Origin of the sequence: Burkholderia metallica (assembly GCF_001718555.1) — a bacterium.
In the GTDB taxonomy this organism is placed as follows: domain Bacteria; phylum Pseudomonadota; class Gammaproteobacteria; order Burkholderiales; family Burkholderiaceae; genus Burkholderia; species Burkholderia metallica.
Window position 1 is genome coordinate 1060146 of record NZ_CP013403.1, and the last position, 17010, is coordinate 1077155.

Here is a 17010-nt window from a genome sequence, read left to right on the forward strand (position 1 = left end):
AATCATCTTTTGCCGCGCGCGGGCTGCGCGGGTAGCCTCGATCCGGTCAACAAAAACGTCACAGATACGACTGGAGGGCTTCATGTATTTCGACCGACGACTATGGGCGATGATGGCGGGGCTGCGCTGGCGGGTGGCCGCGGCCGTCGCGCTCGGCCTGCTCGCGATGGGTGTCGGCATCCTGCGCTTCGTATTTCTCGGCCGCGTGCTGGCGCTGGTCTTTTCCGGCGCGCCGGCGCGCAGCATCGGCGAAGCCGTCGCTGCAACGGCGGCCTGCGTGCTGCTGCGCGCATGGCTCGATCATCGCCGCACGGTGCTCGCGCAGCACACGGCCGGGCGCGTGCAGGCCACGCTGCGCGCGCGGCTGTTCGACCGGATCGCCGCGCTCGGCCCCGCGTGGTTCAGCGGCGAACGCACGGGCGGCGTGATGCTGGCCGTCGTCGACGGCGTCGAGCAGTTGCAGACCTTTTTCGGCACCTACCTGCCGCAGCTCGTGATCGCCGCCTGTGCCCCGGTGATGATCTTCGCGGTCCTCGCGTGGTGGGACGTGCCGACGGCCGCGATCCTGCTGGTCGCGGCTCTCGTCACGCTCGCGTTGCCGCAGCTCGTGCATCGCGCCGACAAGCGCGCCGCGCTCGCGCGTTCGGCCGCGTTCAAGGCATTCGGCGAGGAGTTTCTCGACGCGGTGCAGGGCCTGCCGACGCTGAAGGCGTTCGGGCAAAGCACGGCGTTCGGCGCGAAGCTGGCCGCGAAGGCGCGCGCGCTGTCCGACAGCACGTTCTGGGTGCTCGCGCTCGGCCTGCTGACGCGCTTCTTCACCGATCTCGGCACCGGCCTGGGCGCGGCCGTCGCGATCGCGGTCGGCGCGTGGCGCGTGCGGCACGGCGACATGAGCCTGGAGGCGCTGCTGATCGTGCTGATGGCCGGCAGTGAAATCTTCCGGCCGCTGCGCGACCTGCGGTCGGTGTTGCACCAGGGGATGATCGGCCAGTCGGCCGCGAATGCGATCCACGCGCTGCTCGACGCGCAGAGCCACGCGCCGGCCGCCGACGCGCCGCGCGTGACGGGCCTGCGGCCGGAGATCGCGTTCGACGCGGTCAGCTTCGCGTATCCGGGCCGCCGCGCGGATGCGCATGCGGCGCTGAGCTTCTCGGTGCGCGAAGGCGAGACGGTGGCGATCGTCGGGCCGAGCGGCGCGGGCAAATCGACGATCGTGCGCCTGCTGCTGCGCCAGCACGATGCGCAGGGCGGCGCAATCCGCATCGGCGGCCGCGACGTGCGCACGCTCGATGCCGGCCAGGTGCGTGAAATGATCGCGGTCGTCGCGCAGGATGCGACGCTGTTCGACGGCAGCGTCGCCGACAACCTGCGGCTCGGCCGCCCCGACGCGACCGACGCGGACATGATCGCCGCCGCGCGCGCGGCCAACGCGCACGATTTCATCTCGGCGCTGCCCGACGGCTACGCGACGCGCATCGGTGAGCGCGGGCTCATGCTGTCGGGCGGTCAGCGCCAGCGCATCGCGATTGCGCGTGCGCTGCTGCGCGACGTGCCGATCCTGCTGCTCGACGAGGCGTTGTCGTCGGTCGATGCGGAGAACGAAGCGCTGATCCAGCAGGCGCTCGACCGGCTCACGCGCGGGCGTACGACGCTCGTGCTCGCGCACCGGCTGTCCAGCGTGATCGGCGCCGACCGCATCCTGGTGCTCGACCAGGGACGGGTGGTCGACGAGGGCACGCACGCGGCGCTGATCGCGCGCGACGGCCCGTATCGCCGGCTGATGGGGCCGCAACTGGAAGCGGTCGCCGAAACGGTCGGCGCGACGGCGCCGGCCGGTGTTACCGCACGCGTATCGTCGGGCCCGCAGGTGCGGCCGCTGAACGACGATGCGGCCGAAGTCGGCTGGCCGGAAACCTTGCAGACGCTGCTGCGCTTCGTGCGTCCGTGGACGGGCAAGGTCGTGCTGACGGTGCTGTTCGGGATCGGCCGCGTGCTCGCGTTCATCGGCGTCGGCGTGATCGGCGCGCTGGTGGTTGGAGCGGTGCCGGGCGGGCACGTGAGCCCGGCGCTAGTCACCGCGCTGCTCGTGATCGCGCCGGTGGCGGCCGTGCTGCACTGGCTCGAATCGTGGCTCGCGCACGACATGGCCTACCGGCTGCTCGCGGAAATGCGCATCGCGCTGTTCGCGACGCTCGAACGTCTGGCGCCGGCCGGGCTGCTGCGCCGCCGGTCCGGCGATCTGGTGTCGCTCGCGACGCAGGACGTCGAGACCGTCGAGTATTTCTATGCGCACACGCTCGCGCCCGCATTCGTCGCGGTGCTCGTGCCGGCCGCGGTGCTGGTGCTGCTCGCATCGATTGCGTGGCCGCTCGCGCTCGTGCTGCTGCCGTTCCTGTTGTGGGCCGGGCTCGCGCCGGTGCTCGCGCGGCGCGAGGTCGACCGGCTCGGCACCGGCGCGCGCGAAGCGCTCGGCCAGCTTGGCGCGCACCTGACCGAAACGATCCAGGGGCTCGCGGAGCTGACCGCGTTCCAGGCCGTGGCGCGCCGGCGCGACGCGTTCGTGGCCGAAGTCGATGCATACCGGAAGCAGCGCGCGAAGCTGCTCGACGACCTGTCGTCGCAGAGCGCCGCGCTGGAAGTCGCGAGTGGGCTCGGCGGGCTGGTCGTCGCGGCGCTCGGCGCGCTGCTGTGCGCGCGCGGCTGGTTTCCGCGCGAGTCGTTGCCGCTGCTGGTGCTGGTCGCGGTGGCCGCGTTCATGCCGGTGGCCGAAATCGGCCAGGTCGCGCGCCAGCTCGCCGACACGATCGCGTCGACGCGCCGCCTGCGTGCGCTGGAGAAGGAACCCGTGCCGGTGACCGACGGCACGCACGCGATGCCCGCCGATCCGGCGGTGCGTTTCGAAGCCGCGAGCTTCACGTATCCGGGCCGCAGCGTGCCCGCGATCGACCGCGTGAGTTTCGAGGTGCCGCGCGGCAGTACCGTCGCGCTGGTCGGCGCATCGGGCGCCGGCAAATCGACGGTCGCGAGCCTGCTGCTGCGCTTCTGGGACCCGCAGCAAGGCCGCGTGACGCTCGGCGGCGTCGACCTGCGCGACTTGCGGCTCGACGACCTGCGGCAGCACATCGCGCTCGTTGCGCAGGATACCTACCTGTTCAACGACACGCTCGAAGCGAACATCCGGCTCGCGGCGAACGATGCGTCCGACGCGGACGTGCGGCGTGCGATCGACCATGCGGCGCTCGGCGAATTCGTCGCGCGGCTGCCGGACGGGCTCGCGACGCGCGTTGGCGAGCGCGGCGTGCAACTGTCGGGCGGCCAGCGCCAGCGTGTCGCGATTGCGCGCGCGTTCCTGAAGGATGCGCCGGTGCTGATCCTCGACGAAGCGACGTCCCATCTGGATACGATCAGCGAGCAGCAGATCCGCGCGGCGCTGGAAGACCTGATGACGCAGCGCACGTCGATCGTCATCGCGCACCGGCTGTCGACCGTGCGCAATGCCGACCTGATCCTCGTGATGGAGCACGGCAGCGTGATCGAGGCCGGACGGCATGCGAACCTGATGGCGCGGCAGGGTGCGTATGCGCGGCTCGTGTCGCATCAGGCGAGTGGGGTGGCGGCGTAAGCGATGCCGCAGCGGCGCGCGGCCGGCCGGTTGGGGCGCGCGCATTCGGCAACATGTGTTGAGCCGCACCGGCGATTGAGGGCATCGCGCGGGCGGCCGCCCCGGCGCCGCGCCGCACGTCGAACCGACGACGATCCGCGCTGACACGTGAACCCAAAACGGGTTGAAAAACGGCCCGACGAGCGCGCTCGCGGCGGCGATCAGCGCCGCGCGGTCGCGCCGCCATCCTCCTCTCGCGCATGATGCCCGAGGCGGCAAACCTGCCCGTCCGGGCCACTCACCACTCACCGCCAACTGCTCGCCAGCCGCCGCCATCGGCCCGCGCGGCACGATCCGTCCCGGCCGCCTCTCCCCTCGAGCCGCACTTCCTTTCCTCCGATTTAACCGCGTCGCACGCGCCGGGTTTGTCTCGATGCATTTCCCTGTTGCGGACTTTTTTGTCGTCGTAGTATCGCCATTGACAACACTTGTTGCACTAATGTCTAATTCGGCATCGCATGTTGCGGTGCGGCTCGATGTCGTCGTTACCGCCGGCCGGCTGGCCGGTCATATCGCTCAATTATGCGGAGAGAAACCATGAGTCGCCGTTCCTTCCTGAAAGCCGTCGCGGTTGCTGCCGCGCTCGGCGCCAGCCTCGCGCACGCGGATACCAGGACGCTCGTCGTCGGGACCGATACGTCGTTCATGCCGTTCGAGTTCAAGCAGGGCGACAAGTACGTCGGCTTCGATCTCGACCTGTGGGCGGAGATCGCGAAGGACCAGGGCTGGAAATACACGATCCAGCCGATGGATTTCGCGGGCCTGATCCCGGCGCTGCAGACGCAGAACATCGACGTCGCGCTGTCGGGGATGACGATCCGCGAGGAGCGAAAGAAGGCGATCGACTTCTCCGCGCCGTACTACGACAGCGGCCTCGCGGCGATGGTGCAGACCGGCAACACGTCGATCAAGTCGATCGACGACCTGAACGGCAAGGTGATCGCCGCGAAAACCGGCACGGCGACGATCGACTGGATCAAGGCGCACCTGAAGCCGAAGGAGGTCCGCCAGTTCCCGAACATCGACCAGGCGTACCTCGCGCTCGAAGCGGGCCGCGTCGACGCGGCGATGCACGACACGCCGAACGTGCTGTTCTTCGTGAACAACGAAGGCAAGGGCAAGGTGAAGGTCGCGGGCCAGCCGGTCAGCGGCGACAAATACGGGATCGGCTTCCCGAAGGGCAGCCCGCTCGTGCCGAAGGTCAACGCGTCGCTCGTGAAGATCCGGGCTGACGGCCGCTACGCGCAGATCTACCGGAAGTGGTTCGGCGCCGAGCCGCCGAAGATGTGAGCGTGAGCACGCGCCATGGCGCGGCCGGGCGGCCGCGCCGGTCTTGAATCGAACGGGGAGCGATACGTGAATTTCGATTGGTCGGCGATCTGGGCAGCGCTGCCGGACCTGATGGACGGGGTCCGGCTGACGGTGTTCATCGCATTTTTCGGGCTGGTGGGCGGCTTCGTCGTCGGGATGATCGCGGGGATGTTCCGCGCGTACGGACCGAAGGCGATGAACGTGCTCGCACAGGTTTATATTGAACTGATCCGCGGCACGCCGATCGTCGTGCAGGTGATGTTCCTGTATTTCGCGCTGCCGCTGCTCGCGCATATCCGCATCGACGGCCTGACGGCCGCGATCATCGCGATCACGGTGAATTCCGGCGCGTATCTCGCGGAAGTGGTGCGGGGCGCGCTGCTGTCGATCCCGAAGGGGCTGACGGAAGCGGGGCTCGCGATGGGCCTGTCGATGCCGCGCGTGCTGCTGAAGGTGGTCGGGCCGCTCGCATTCCGGCGTCTGATTCCGCCGCTCGGCAACCAGTGCATCGTGAGCCTGAAGGACACGTCGCTGTTCATCGTGATCGGCGTCGGCGAACTGACGCGCAAGGGGCAGGAAATTATCGCGGGCAATTTCCAGGCGGTCGAGATCTGGACGGCCGTGGCCATTATCTATCTGCTGCTGACCGGCGCGATGACGCTGACGCTGCGGCTCGTCGAGAAGAGGATGCGCATCCTGTGAGCATGATCGAATTCCAGAACGTGTCGAAGAGCTTCGGCCACGTGCCGGTGTTGAAGCATATCGACCTGAAGATCGACGCGGGCGAAGTGGTCGTCGTGATCGGCCCGTCGGGCTCGGGCAAGTCGACGATGCTGCGCTGTATCAATGCGCTCGAGAAAATCACCGGCGGCGAGCTGCTCGTCGATGGCCAGAGCGTGCGCGGCAACGCGACGACGATCCGCAACATCCGGCTCGAAGCCGGCATGGTGTTCCAGCAGTTCAACCTGTTTCCGCAAATGACCGCGCTCGAGAACGTGATGTTCGGGCCGATCCAGGTGCGCGGCGCATCGCGTGCCGATGCGCGCGACCAGGCGATGGCGCTGCTCGACAAGGTCGGCCTCGAATCGCGCGCGAATCATTACCCGTCGGAGCTGTCGGGCGGCCAGCAGCAGCGCGTCGCGATCGCGCGTGCGCTCGCGATCCGGCCGCGGCTGATGCTGTTCGACGAGCCGACGTCGGCGCTCGATCCGGAATTGCGCCACGAAGTGCTGAAGGTGATGCAGGATCTGGCGACCGAAGGGATGACGATGATCGTCGTCACGCACGAGATCGGCTTCGCGAAGCGGGTCGGCACGCGGCTGCTGTTCATGGATCAGGGCGGCATTGCCGAGGACGGCCATCCGGTCGACCTGATCGACCGGCCGCCGACGCCGCGCCTGAAGGAATTCCTGAAACACGTGTCCTGAACGAAACCGAAACATCCGACATGCCGCTTTCCCTTTCTCCCGTCATCGCCGGCACGCCGTTCGACATCGGCGTGCGCCTCGGCGAACTCGCCCGCCCGGTGTTCGACGCGTACATGCAGCAGAGCAGCGCGTGGCAGGCCGTGCGCCGCTGGCGCGGCGATCCGTTCGTCGCCGCGCTGCGGCAGGCGGCGCAGGCCGCGTACCCCGACCTCGTCGCGGAGCTGGACGGGATCGCGGCAGGCGTCGGCTGGCCGGCCGAGGACATCTTCCTGTGGAACTGCCGCGGCGAGCTGATCCACAACGCGCCGGACGGCTGCACGACGCTCGCTGCGCGCGATGCGAACGGCACGCGCTGGATCGCGCACAACGAGGACGGCGATCCGTACCTGCGCGAACGCTGCCTGCTCGTCGACGTGCATCCGGCGGGCAAGCCGGGCTTCGTCAGTTTCTACTATCCCGGCTCGCTGCCGGGCCATACGTTTGCCGCGAACCGCGCGGGCATCGCGCAGGCGATCAACAACCTGCGGATCCGCACACCGGCGCCGGGCGTCCCGCGCATGATCCTCGCGCGCGCCGTGCTCGACGCGACGTCGCTCGATGCGGCGGTCGACGTGCTGCGCGGGCATGCGCGCGCGAGCGGCTTTCATCACACGCTCGGTGCGACCGGCGATGAACGCGTGCTGAGCATCGAGGCGAGCGTCGCGCGCTGTTCGGTCGTCGATGTCGCACGGCTCGCGGGCCACGCGAACCATCTCGTGCATCCCGGTTGCGACGCGGAGGCGCAGATCGTCACGCAGTCGTCTGCCGACCGCCAGCGCCGCGTTGACGCGCTGACGCCCGGCATCGACACGATCGACGCCGCCGCGCTGCTGCACGTGCTCGGCGATCGCGCGCCGCAAGGGCTGCCGATCTACCGCGACGATCCGGCCGACCCCGACGACGAGAACACGCTGGCAACCGCAGTGTTCGCGATCGGCGCGGCATCGATCGATTTCACGATTCATCAACACGGCACGCAGCGTTTCGCGACGCGCATCGTGCCGTCCGGACGCGCGCACGACGCGTCCTGAACCATGAGGCAACGCATGACGACCGTTTTCCATCGCGCTCCGCGCGCCACGTTGCCCGTCGCCGTCGCCGGCGACGGCATCGAAATCATCGACTCCACCGGCAAGCGCTACATCGATGCGTGCGGCGGCGCGGCCGTGTCGTGTCTCGGCCACAGCAACCAGCGCGTGATCGACGCGATCAAGCGGCAGGCGCAGCAACTGGCGTACGCGCATACGTCGTTCTTCACGACCGACGTGGCGGAGGAACTGGCCGACCGGCTCGTCGACGCCGCGCCGGCGGGCCTCGAACACGTGTATTTCGTGTCGGGCGGCTCCGAGGCGATCGAGGCCGCGCTGAAGCTCGCGCGCCAGTATTTCGTCGAGAAGGGCGAGCCGCAGCGCCGCCACTTCATCGCGCGGCGCCAGAGCTATCACGGCAACACGCTCGGCGCGCTCGCGATCGGCGGCAACGCGTGGCGGCGCGAGCCGTTCCTGCCGCTGCTGATCGAAGCGCACCACGTGAGCCCGTGCTATGCGTACCGCGACCAGCAGGCCGGTGAAGCCGACGAAGCGTATGCGCAGCGTCTGGCCGACGAACTCGAACGGAAGATCGTCGAGCTCGGCGCGGAAAACGTCGCGGCGTTCGTCGCGGAGACGGTGGTCGGTGCGACGGCCGGCGCGGTGCCGCCCGTGCGCACGTACCTGAAGAAGATTCGCGCGGTGTGCGACCAGTACGGCGTGCTGCTGATCCTCGACGAAATCATGTCGGGAATGGGGCGCACGGGCTATCTGTACGCGTGCGAAGAAGACGGCGTCGCGCCCGACCTGCTGACGATCGCGAAAGGGCTCGGCGCGGGTTACCAGCCGATCGGCGCGACGCTGGTGAGCGACCGGATCTACCGGACGATCGTCGACGGCTCGGGCTTCTTCCAGCACGGCCACACGTACCTCGGCCACGCGACCGCCTGCGCGGCCGCGCTCGAAGTGCAGCGCGTGATCGCCGAAGAGCATCTGCTCGACAACGTGAAGGCGCGCGGCGAACAACTGCGCGCAACGTTGCGCGAGCATTACGGTTCGCATCCGCACGTCGGCGACGTGCGCGGCCGCGGCCTGTTCGTCGGCGTCGAACTCGTGCGCGATCGCGACACCAAGGCGACGTTCGATCCCGCGCTGAAACTGCATGCGGCGGTCAAGCGCGAGGCAATGCAACGCGGGTTGATGGTGTATCCGATGGGTGGCACGATCGACGGCGTGCACGGCGACCACATCCTGGTCGCGCCGCCGTTCGTCAGTACCGCGCAGCAGATCGACACGATCGTCGAACGGCTGTCCGGCGCGATCGGCGCGGCGCTCGCCGCGGCCCACGCGTGAACGCGGACCTCACCGAAGGCTCACCATGACCAACAGACTGCCTCCTTTCGATCCCGCGTCGGCCACCGACGAACAGAAGGCCGTGCTCGCCGACATTCTCAGCGGCCCGCGCGGCAACCTGAACGGGCCGTTTCTCGGCTGGATCGCGAGCCCCGAGCTCGCTCAGCACGCACAGAAGCTCGGCGCGTTCTGCCGCTATCGCACGGGGCTGCCGCTGCGCCTGTCGGAACTCGCGATTCTCGTGACTGCGGCGCGCTGGCGTTCGCAGGCGGAATGGCACATCCATTATCCGATCGCGCTCGACGCAGGCGTGCCGGCCGCGACGGCCGACGCGATCCGGCGCGGCGTCGCGCCCGCGTTCGAATCGGACGACGACGCGCTGATCCATGCGTTCGCGAGCGAGCTGTACGACACGCGCCGCGTGAGCGATGCGACGTTCGCGCGCGCGCAGGCGCGCTTCGGCCACGAGACCGTGGTGAACCTCGTCGCACTGCTCGGCTATTACGCGCTCGTCGCGATGACGCTCAACACGTTCGATATGCGCGCAGACGGACAAACTGATTTGCCGTTTCCGGAATAATCGCCGCCGGCGCGTGCGTCGGCAGCAGGTCGCGCGCGCATCAGGATTGCCCGAAAAGCCCGTATTTTCGGGCTTTTCGGCGTTTCGGCGCGGATCGATCCACCGCCTCGCCGCGTCGTGACAGGCGCGCCGTACGATCTGCGCGTCAGAGCAGGAAAATTTCCCCGTACCTAGAATTTTGGCAAACAGCTTACGGGGGAAATATCGATGCGCTGGGTCCTGTTGATCGTGTTCATTGCGTGTGTCGCGTACACGCATCGGCGCGGCAAGGTTCGGCACCCGTTGTTCAGGCAACTATCCGACCACTCGACCTTTACCGCACCGCTGAACTGCTTTTCGTACGCGTTCTCGTCGGTGCCGACCACGCCGTTTCTCGACACGAATCATTTTCCGGAACTCGCGGTGCTGCAGCGCGAATGGCGCACGTTCCGCAGCGAAGCGCTCGCATTGCGCGACGCGAGCCGGATCAAGGCGTCGGGCGAGTACAACGACATCGGTTTCAATTCGTTCTTTCGCCACGGCTGGAAGCGTTTCTACCTGAAGTGGTACGACGCGCCGCATCCGTCCGCGCAGGCATTATGTCCGCGCTCGGTCGAGATCCTGTCGCGGATTCCGTCGATCAAGGCGGCGATGTTCGCGCAGCTGCCGCCGGGCGGCAAGCTCGGGCTGCATCGCGATCCGTATGCGGGCTCGCTGCGCTACCACCTCGGGCTCGATACGCCGAACGACGACGCGTGCCGGATCGTCGTCGACGGCGAGTCGTACGCATGGCGCGACGGCGAGGCCGTGATGTTCGACGAGACGTATCTGCACTGGGCCGAAAACCGCACCGCGCACGATCGCGTGATCCTGTTCTGCGACATCGATCGCCCGATGAAATATCGCTGGGCGCAGCGCGTGAACGATGCATTCGGGCAACTGTTGATGCGCGCGGCCGCGTCGCCGAACGAAACCGGCGATCGCACGGGCGGGCTCAATCGTGCGTTCAGGTACCTGTATGCAATTCGCCGTGCCGGCAAGCGCCTGAAGGCGTGGAATCGCACCGTGTACTACATCGTCAAGTGGCTGCTGTTCGGCGGGATCGCGGTCGCGATCTTCTGCATCTGACGGGCGTGCGCGGTATTTTTTCCGTCTGACGATAGGGCGCGCGGCACCGCGTCGGCGGCCTTTGCCGACATCAATGCAACCAAATGTATTCATGCGGGATCAACGCACGCCGGCCGCGTATGATGGCTTGTTCACGTGGATACGATCGGTGAGCAAGCATGACGAGTACCCGTAAAACCATGATGATCGCAGGCGGCCTCCTGGTCGTCGCGGCCGGCTCCGCGTACGTGATGCTGCTGCGCGCGGACCACCGTGCGATCGAAGACGCCGGCATCGGCGATTCGGCCGCGCCTGTTGCCGCGGCGCCCGCGGGCGACGATCACGCGGTGCAGGGCGCGATCGCGCCGTCGGCACCGACGGCAACGAAGCAGGCGGCTGCCGCGCCGTCTTTATCCGCACCCGCACCCGCACCGGCCGCAACCGCGCGCGTGGGCGCCGCGCCTGCGGCGGCTCCCCCCGTTCCGATAGTCAGCGACAAGCCGCAACCCGAGACGAAGCCGGCCGCGCCGCCGCCCAAGGTCAACGTCGTGACGGTGGATGCACAGGATTCGACCCCGCCGGCACCGGCCGCCGCACTCGCTCCGTCGGCTGCGCCCGCGCAGGCCGCGCAACATGCGCCGCGCAAGCGCGATGGCCTCGACCGCCACGCAGCCGCCGCACCGGCCGCGACGAAATCCGAAACGCCGGAGACGGCCGCGCTCGTCAGGGAATCGGCGAAGCTCGATCCGTCGCTGCCGCCGCCGTCGACGCCGTCGACGTCATCGATGCAGGCGACGTCGGCGAGCACCGGTTCGTATCGTCAGGGAAAGGCGTCGTCCGGCGCGAATCCGGTGGCCGCCGCGATGACCGAGCAACTGGTCAGGCAGTCGAGCAGTTTCAAGTCGACGGCGCCTGCGCCCGTGCCGGCGAACGACGGCCCGGCCGCGCCCCAGTAAGCGCCGATGTCTTGCGTATAAAAAGGGCCCCGCACGCCGACCAAAGCATGCGGGGCCAAGAGAGACAAACGCGTATGTCGACGGGCTGACGCGCGTTACGCGGCGACGGCCTCTTCGGCCTGCGGCTGCGCGGCGGCCACCGGCGCCACGTCCTGCCGGATCAGGTGATCGAACGCGCCGAGCGATGCCTTCGCGCCTTCGCCCACCGCGATCACGATCTGCTTGAACGGCACCGTCGTCACGTCGCCGGCCGCGAATACGCCCGGTATCGACGTCGCGCCGCGCGCATCGACGACGATCTCGCCGTGCTTCGACAGTTCGACCGTGCCCTTCAGCCATTCGGTGTTCGGCACGAGGCCGATCTGCACGAACACGCCTTCGAGCTCGATGCGCTGCGTGTCGCCCGAGCGCAGATCCTTGTAGACGAGCCCGTTCAGCTTGCTCCCGTCGCCGGTCAGCTCGGTCGTCTGCGCCTGCGTGACGATCGTCACGTTCGGCAGGCTGCGCAGCTTGCGCTGCAGCACTTCGTCCGCCCGCAGTTGCGCGCCGAATTCGATCAGCGTGACTTCCTTCACGATGCCGGCGAGGTCGATCGCGGCCTCGACGCCCGAGTTGCCGCCGCCGACCACCGCGACGCGCTTGCCCTTGAACAGCGGGCCGTCGCAGTGCGGGCAGTACGCGACACCGCGGTTGCGGTATTCGCGCTCGCCCGGCACGTTGATTTCGCGCCAGCGCGCGCCGGTCGCGAGAACGATCGTCTTCGCCTTCAGCACCGCGCCGTTCGCGAGGCGGATCTGGTGCACGTCGCCCGGAATCAGCGCATCCGCGCGCTGCACGTCCATGATGTCGACGTCGTACTGCTTCACGTGCTGTTCGAGCGCGGTCGCGAACTTCGGCCCTTCGGTTTCCTGCACCGAGACGAAATTCTCGATCGCCATCGTGTCGAGCACCTGGCCGCCGAAGCGCTCGGCGACGACGCCCGTCGCGATGCCCTTGCGCGCCGAATAGATGGCCGCGGCCGCGCCCGCCGGGCCGCCGCCGACGATCAGCGTGTCGAACACCGGCTTGTTTTCCAGCGATTTCGCGGCGCGCGCGCTCGCACCCGTATCGAGCTTCGCGAGGATTTCCTTCACGCTGCTGCGGCCCTGGCCGAACGATGCGCCGTTCAGGAACATCGTCGGCACGGCCATGATCTGGCGCGACTCGACTTCATCCTGGAACAGCGCGCCGTCGATCGCGACGTGACGGATGCGCGGGTTGATCAGCGACATCACGTTCAGCGCCTGCACGACTTCCGGGCAGTTCTGGCACGACAGCGAGAAATACGTTTCGAACGCGTAGTCGCCGTCGAGCGCGCGGATCTGTTCGATCACGTCGTCGTCGAGCTTGATCGGATGGCCGCCCGTCTGCAGCAGCGCGAGCACGAGCGACGTGAATTCATGCCCCATCGGGATGCCGGCGAAGCGGATGCCCGCCGGCTTGCCGGGCTCGCCGATCGAGAACGACGGCTTGCGCTCGGCGTCGTCGCGGCGTTCGGTCACGCTCACGCGATCCGTCAGCGACGCAATCTCGTTCAGCAGCGCCAGCAGTTCCTGCGATTTCGCGCCGTCGTCGAGCGACGCGACGAGTTCGATCGGGCGCGTGATCTTTTCGAGGTACGCTTTCAGTTGGTTCTTGAGATTGGCGTCGAGCATGGCGTTTCGGATTCCGTATTGATGAGGCGGGTCGGGCACGTCGTGCCGGAGGAGGGTGCGGGCCGCATGCTGCCGCGGCCCGTCTTGGTGCGGCTCGCGCGCCCCGGGCGAGGCGCGCGCGGCGATCGTCAGATCTTGCCGATCAGGTCGAGCGACGGGGTCAGCGTTTCCGCACCCGGCGTCCACTTGGCCGGGCACACTTCACCCGGGTGCGCCGCGATGTACTGCGCAGCCTGCACCTTGCGCAGCAGTTCGCCTGCGTCGCGGCCGATGCCGTTGTCGTGGATTTCGCACAGCTTGATCTCGCCTTCCGGGTTGATCACGAACGTGCCGCGCAGCGCCATCCCTTCTTCCTCGATCAGCACGTCGAAGTTGCGCGACAGCGTGAGCGTCGGGTCGCCGACCAGCGGGTACTTGATCTTGCCGATCGTGTCCGACGTGTCGTGCCATGCCTTGTGCGTGAAGTGCGTGTCGGTCGACACGCCGTAGATTTCGACACCCAGCTTCTGGAATTCCGCGTAACGGTCGGCGAGGTCGCCCAGTTCGGTCGGGCAGACGAACGTGAAGTCGGCCGGGTAGAACACGACGACGGACCACTTGCCCTTGAAGTTTTCTTCCGAGACGGGCACGAACTCGCCGTTGTGGTATGCGGTTGCCTTGAACGGTTTGATTTGGGTGTTGATGATCGGCATCTGGTGGTTTCCTTTGCTTCGGTGTGGAGTGGAGTGTTGCCAGTATCCGGGTTCACCCTGAGTTTGTGAAATTGCTTGTTTCAATCCGCGGCATCGGGAATTTCTATCTGCTTCCGGCCCTTGTTTGACGACGATGCGGGGAGGCTCGTCCGGCGGCTTTGGATCGCGGAGCAGGTCGCGGCGAAAGGAGGGACGCGCGCAGCCGCGCGCCTCGCGTCAGATCCGGTACGGCATCCGGACGCCGGGCTCGGTGGGAGGAAAGTCTTTCGCGTTGCGCGACACGAGCAGCAGGCCGTTTACTTGCGCCGATGCCCAGACGATCGCGTCGGGCAGGCGGATGCGGCGTTCCTTTCGAATGGTCACGGCGCGATCGGCAATCGTGCTGTCGAGCGCGATGACGTCGAACGACGAAAGCCACGCGCGGATCGGGGCTTCGTCGCGTGCGGACGTACCGACCAGGACCTCCATCCACGAGATCGTGCTGATCGCACGATAGTCGTAGCGGCCCAGTTCCGCGCGGGCGGATTCCACGCCGCCCAGATAGTCGATCAGGATGTTGGTGTCGAAGAGCGCTTTTACCATTCCGAACGCAATTCCTCCTGGTAGGCGAGCCCGTCGACCGCGCGATCCTTCCAGAGACCGAAGACGTCGTCGGCGAGCGGGCGCTTGTGCAGGGCAATGTAGGCATCGATCGCGTCGCGGATGACCGCGGCGCGGGGACGACGTTCAGTCTCGACGATGGCGGCCAGCTCGTCGAGCTGGCCGTTCGACAGGTCGATCAGAATCCGGCTCATGACAGCCTCCGATATATGATATGTATATCGTATATATTCAATCGCGCGCGTGCAAGACCCGGGCAGGAGGCGGCGCGGCGAGTGCTCGCGCATCCGGCAGCGCGAGCGCGGTGCGCCGCTCAGATCCCCGCCATCTTCCTCAACCACGCCGCGAGCCGCCGCGCGCCGTCCGGCGTGTCCGCATCCTCGCGCGTGCACAGGTAGTAATCGCGCCCGTCGTCGAGCGCGTGATCGAACAGCTTCACGAGTTCGCCGTTCGCCAGTTCGCGTTCGACCAGCGGCGCGCGCAGCAACGCCGCGCCGAGATCCGCGCGCGCGGCGCTCAGCGTGAGCTGGCCGTCCTCGAACATCGGCCCCACCGCATGCGACACGTGCCGCACGCCGGCCCCCTGCAGCCAGTTGACCCACGTGCTGCGGTCCTCGTCGTGCACGAGCGGTGCGCGCGCGAGATCGGCCGGCGTGCGAAACGGCCCGTGGCGCTTCAGGAACGCCGGGCTGCACATCGGCACCATCGCGCCCGGCAGCAGCCGCTCGCAGCGATAGCCGGGCCAGTCGCCGGTGCCGAAGCGGATCGACAGGTCGGACGCATCGCTGCGGTAGTTGCGGTGATGCGCGTACAGCACGGTGACGTCGACGTCCGTGTTGTCGGCGAGGAACGCGTGCAGGCGCGGGATGAACCAGCCGATGCCGAGCAGCGGAATCAGGCTGACGGTGATCTGCCGCAGCGACGAGCGGTCGCGCACGAAGCGCGTCGCGCTGCGCAGCACCGAGAACGCGGCGCTGATCGAGCGGTAGTAGTCGCGGCCTTCGTCGGTGAGCGCCAGCAGCCGGCCTTCGCGCACCGTCAGCGGCGTCTGGATGAACGCTTCGAGCAGCTGAAGCTGATGGCTGACCGCCGACGGCGTGATGTCGAGCTCGCCCGCCGCCGCGGTGACCGACCCGAGACGCGCGAAGGCTTCGAACGCACGCACCGCGCGCAATGGCGGATCGTGCGGCAATTGTTCGATATTTTTCATGTGTCGAATTTTATCGAAAAGTCAGGGTAAGCGACAACAAGAAAATGTCGTTTATTTACAGCGCAGTAGGTTAATGTGCAGGGAATGGCATAAGCATCCAACAATTGGGTATTTGGGGTTTGGGTGCTGAATATTTAATATTTTTCATGTTTTGATTCGACTCGCCGATCCCCGCACATGAAACTCGCCTTCCTCCCCGCCAGCCTCGCATTTTCGGCGGCCGCCCTGGTCGCCTCCGTTCCCGCCTTCGCGCAATCCGCGCCGCAGACGATCCTGATCGGTCTCGCCGCGCCGCTCACCGGCCCGTCCGCGCGGATCGGCAAGGATCTGCAGAACGGCGCGCAACTCGCGATCGACGACGCGAACGCGAAGCATCCGACCATCGGCGGCAAGGCGGTGGTCTACAAGCTCGTCGCGGCCGACGATCAATCCGATCCGCGCACGGCCGTCGCGGTCGCGCAGCAGTTGGTCGACCGGCACGTGATCGGCGTCGTCGGCCATTGGAACACGGGCTGCAGCGTGCCGGCGTCGCGCGTCTATCGCGATGCGGGCATTCCGCAGATCGCGCCGGCATCCACCGGCCATCAATACACGCAGCAGGGCTACGCGACGGCGTTCCGCATCATGGGTCACGACGATGCGGGCGGCAACTTCACGGGCGCGTACGCGGTGAAGACGCTGAAGGCGAAGCGCATCGCGGTGATCGACGATCGCACGTCGTTCGGCGCGGGGCTGGCCGACCAGTTCATCAAGGGCGTGCAGGCGAACGGCGGCGCGATCGTCGACCGCCAGTACGTGAACGACAAGACGACCGACTTCAGCGGCGTGCTGACGGCAATCAAGGGCAAGCGCGCGGATCTCGTGTTCTTCGGCGGGCTCGACGCGCAGGCCGCGCCGATCGCGCGCCGGATGCGCCAGCTCGGCGTGAACGCGCCGCTGCTCGGCGCGGGCGGCTTCGTGAGTCAAACCTTCCTGTCGCTCGCGGGCAAGGACGGCGACGGCGTGACCGCGCTCGAACCGGGCCTGCCGCTCGCGCGGATGCCGGGCGGCAAAGCGTTCGACACGCAATACCAGGCGCGCTTTCATGCCCCGATCGAACTGCATGCGCCGTTCGCGTACGACGCGGCCGCCACGCTGATCGCGGCCGCGCAGAAGGCCGGCACGACGCAGCCGGCGAAGCTGGTCGCGGCGGTGCGCGCGATCGACCGGCCCGGCGTGACGGGACGCATCGCGTTCGATGCCGACGGCAACCTGAAAGACCCGGCCTTCACGATCTACCAGGTGCGCGGCGGCAAGTGGACCGTCGTCGACGTGCTCGGCGGCGCGCGCACCGCGGCGCGGCAATGAACCACGACACAACGGAGACGATCCCC

Annotated in this window: 15 protein-coding genes; 10 read left to right on the plus strand and 5 right to left on the minus strand. The window is 67.7% G+C overall.

Translation table 11 applies throughout. The features are described 5' to 3' along the window. Positions 1-82 precede the first annotated feature (82 nt). The 9 genes from WJ16_RS24505 (at position 83) to WJ16_RS24545 (ending at position 11441) form a co-directional block, all read left to right on the plus strand. The gene (locus WJ16_RS24505; RefSeq protein ID WP_069259634.1) at positions 83-3622 is read left to right on the plus strand and encodes an ABC transporter ATP-binding protein/permease; all 3540 of its coding nucleotides are present in this window, start codon (positions 83-85) and stop codon (positions 3620-3622) included. Between the two features lie 576 nt (positions 3623-4198). Continuing rightward, positions 4199-4951 carry a glutamine ABC transporter substrate-binding protein GlnH gene (glnH, locus tag WJ16_RS24510; protein ID WP_069259635.1) on the plus strand — a complete coding sequence of 251 codons (753 nt, stop codon included), beginning with the start codon at positions 4199-4201 and terminating at the stop codon, positions 4949-4951. Positions 4952-4966: 15 nt separating this feature from the next. Next, on the plus strand, positions 4967-5674 hold the full coding sequence (glnP, locus tag WJ16_RS24515) for a glutamine ABC transporter permease GlnP (protein ID WP_174922076.1): 708 nt from the start codon (positions 4967-4969) through the stop codon (positions 5672-5674). Beyond that, positions 5671-6399, plus strand: coding sequence for a glutamine ABC transporter ATP-binding protein GlnQ (gene glnQ, locus WJ16_RS24520; protein ID WP_059237091.1), 729 nt, complete (start codon positions 5671-5673; stop codon positions 6397-6399). The genes glnP and glnQ overlap by 4 nt, the downstream gene beginning before the upstream one ends. A 20-nt stretch (positions 6400-6419) precedes the next feature. Beyond that, positions 6420-7469, plus strand: coding sequence for a C45 family autoproteolytic acyltransferase/hydolase (locus WJ16_RS24525; RefSeq protein WP_069259636.1), 1050 nt, complete (start codon positions 6420-6422; stop codon positions 7467-7469). Positions 7470-7484: 15 nt separating this feature from the next. Beyond that, positions 7485-8819 (plus strand): aspartate aminotransferase family protein, encoded by a 1335-nt coding sequence (locus WJ16_RS24530; protein ID WP_069259637.1) that lies wholly within the window; start codon positions 7485-7487, stop codon positions 8817-8819. Between the two features lie 25 nt (positions 8820-8844). Then, positions 8845-9399, plus strand: a complete 555-nt coding sequence (locus WJ16_RS24535) for a carboxymuconolactone decarboxylase family protein (RefSeq protein ID WP_069259638.1) — start codon at positions 8845-8847, stop codon at positions 9397-9399. Positions 9400-9606: 207 nt separating this feature from the next. Beyond that, positions 9607-10506 carry a lipid A hydroxylase LpxO gene (gene lpxO, locus WJ16_RS24540; protein ID WP_069259639.1) on the plus strand — a complete coding sequence of 300 codons (900 nt, stop codon included), beginning with the start codon at positions 9607-9609 and terminating at the stop codon, positions 10504-10506. Positions 10507-10664: 158 nt separating this feature from the next. Further along, the gene (locus WJ16_RS24545) at positions 10665-11441 is read left to right on the plus strand and encodes an extensin (RefSeq protein WP_069259640.1); all 777 of its coding nucleotides are present in this window, start codon (positions 10665-10667) and stop codon (positions 11439-11441) included. Positions 11442-11536: 95 nt separating this feature from the next. On the opposite strand, the gene ahpF is transcribed toward WJ16_RS24545, so the two are convergent. The 5 genes from ahpF to WJ16_RS24570 form a co-directional block, all read right to left on the minus strand. Next, positions 11537-13135 (minus strand): alkyl hydroperoxide reductase subunit F, encoded by a 1599-nt coding sequence (gene ahpF / locus WJ16_RS24550; protein ID WP_069259641.1) that lies wholly within the window; start codon positions 13133-13135, stop codon positions 11537-11539. A 128-nt stretch (positions 13136-13263) separates the two neighbouring features. Next, positions 13264-13827 carry an alkyl hydroperoxide reductase subunit C gene (ahpC, locus tag WJ16_RS24555; RefSeq protein WP_069259642.1) on the minus strand — a complete coding sequence of 188 codons (564 nt, stop codon included), beginning with the start codon at positions 13825-13827 and terminating at the stop codon, positions 13264-13266. A 216-nt stretch (positions 13828-14043) separates the two neighbouring features. Further along, on the minus strand, positions 14044-14409 hold the full coding sequence (locus WJ16_RS24560) for a type II toxin-antitoxin system VapC family toxin (protein WP_069259643.1): 366 nt from the start codon (positions 14407-14409) through the stop codon (positions 14044-14046). Next, positions 14403-14621, minus strand: coding sequence for a CopG family transcriptional regulator (locus tag WJ16_RS24565; protein ID WP_069259644.1), 219 nt, complete (start codon positions 14619-14621; stop codon positions 14403-14405). The genes WJ16_RS24560 and WJ16_RS24565 overlap by 7 nt, the downstream gene beginning before the upstream one ends. A 119-nt stretch (positions 14622-14740) precedes the next feature. After that, positions 14741-15637, minus strand: coding sequence for a LysR substrate-binding domain-containing protein (locus tag WJ16_RS24570; RefSeq protein WP_069259645.1), 897 nt, complete (start codon positions 15635-15637; stop codon positions 14741-14743). 177 nt (positions 15638-15814) lie between these two features. Here WJ16_RS24570 and WJ16_RS24575 point away from each other — a divergent pair, with 177 nt between their 5' ends. Then, positions 15815-16984, plus strand: coding sequence for a branched-chain amino acid ABC transporter substrate-binding protein (locus WJ16_RS24575; protein WP_069259646.1), 1170 nt, complete (start codon positions 15815-15817; stop codon positions 16982-16984). Positions 16985-17010 lie beyond the last annotated feature (26 nt).